At 75.1% G+C, this 1,431-nt stretch carries 2 protein-coding genes; both read right to left on the reverse strand.

What is annotated here, in order from left to right; genetic code table 11:
- Positions 1–142: 142 nt before the first annotated feature.
- Positions 143–799 (reverse strand): hypothetical protein, encoded by a 657-nt coding sequence (locus tag IE332_RS17945; RefSeq protein WP_189917266.1) that lies wholly within the window; start codon positions 797–799, stop codon positions 143–145.
- Between the two features lie 87 nt (positions 800–886).
- Positions 887–1,381 carry an SRPBCC family protein gene (locus tag IE332_RS17950; protein WP_189917268.1) on the reverse strand — a complete coding sequence of 165 codons (495 nt, stop codon included), beginning with the start codon at positions 1,379–1,381 and terminating at the stop codon, positions 887–889.
- Between the last annotated feature and the right edge of the window lie 50 nt (positions 1,382–1,431).

Genomic DNA, 1,431 nt, shown 5'->3' on the forward strand with positions numbered 1-1,431 from the left:
GAGAGAGGCGGCCGGGTGAGCGGGGGCGCTGCGCGCGAGCGGAGTTGCTGCGCGCAGGCGGAGAGGCTCGGGGCGAGCGGGGGCGCTGCGCGTGAGCGGAGAGGCTCGGGGCGAGCGGAGACGCTGTGCGCGAGCGGAGGGCTCAGGCGGCCAGGACGAACGGTGGGCCGCGGCGGACGGCCGGACGGACGACGACGTCCTCGGCCGGGACCAGCGCACGGCTGGCCGGGGGAACGGGCACCCGCGCCACCGGACGGGCCGGGACGGGCGCGGTGAGCAGCAGCAGCCAGCGGGCGGCGGCCGGGAGGTGCCGGTGCAGGAACTCGCCCAGCATCCGGACGGTACGGGCCAGGCCGGCCAGCGCGGCGTCCGCGCGGCGCAGCCAGTAGGCGCCGGCCAGCGCGATCACCGTGTGCAGCAGCAGGAGGAGCAGGGCGCCCGTCTGCTGGGAGACGCCGTGGCCGAGCAGGAAACCGCCCAGCGAACCGCCGCCGCACAGCAGCGGCTCGAAACCGCGGCCGGTGCCGGGCGGCAGGGAGGGGCAGGTGCTCTGGGCGAAGTCGAACAGTGCGCTGACACCCAGCTCCAGCGGCAGGAACACCGCGGCGACCACCGGGAAGCGGCGCTCGCGGCCGGCGAGCGCGAAGGCGACGGTGAACACGGCGGCCGAGGCCAGGAGCATCGTGCCGACCGGCAGCTCCCGGCCGGTCACCAGTACCTGGCCGAACCCGGCGAGCACCACGACCAGCGCGGCGAAGACCGCCGCGCGGAGCGTCCTGGTGACCGGGCCGATGTCCATGGCATCCGAGTCTGCCACAGGTTGAAAGCGGAACGGTCTTGTCGGCGGGGGGCTGTGAACAGCCTCACCACCCGCGCTGAGCTGGGCTTATGTGCTTCTTACGGGCTCGTCGGGGTGGTCGTGCGAGGTGTCCGGGAGGCCGTCGGCGGCGCCGACCCGGGCCTCCACCAGCTCCCGGAAGTGCCGCAGGTCCTCGCGGACCGTCCGCTCGATCGCCCCGGCCTGGGCGAAGCCGCGCGGCCCGCCGAACGCCAGGTGCACGGCCTCCGGGTCGTACTCCACCCGGATCTGCACCCGGGTGTGCCGGGCGTCCAGCGGCAGCAGCGCGAAGGCGCCGCTGAGCCGCAGCGGGTCCAGCGTCCGCCAGGCCATCACCCGGCCCCGGCCCCGGTCGGTGATCTCGGTGTCCACCGAGCGCTCGGCGCCGTCGATCTCCACCCCGAGGTGCGCGAGGTTCCGCCCGTGCGGATGGGCGCTGCGGACTCCGTCGACGAACCGCGGGTACTCGTGCACCCGGTGCAGCTGCTCCCAGGCGGCGAGGACGGGGGCGGCGATGTCGATCTGTTCCTCAAGGGTGCTCATGGTGGGTCGGGACCTCCCTTGGTACCAGGGTGCGCTTTGGGGTGGGGGTG

Source organism: Kitasatospora xanthocidica, assembly GCF_014656195.1.
Lineage (GTDB): Bacteria > Actinomycetota > Actinomycetes > Streptomycetales > Streptomycetaceae > Kitasatospora > Kitasatospora xanthocidica.

Coding starts and splice junctions, on each gene's coding strand:
- IE332_RS17945 (WP_189917266.1), bottom strand. CDS start 799: ATGGACATCGGCCCGGTCACCAGGACGCTCCGCGCGGCGGTCTTCGCC.
- IE332_RS17950 (WP_189917268.1), bottom strand. CDS start 1,381: ATGAGCACCCTTGAGGAACAGATCGACATCGCCGCCCCCGTCCTCGCC.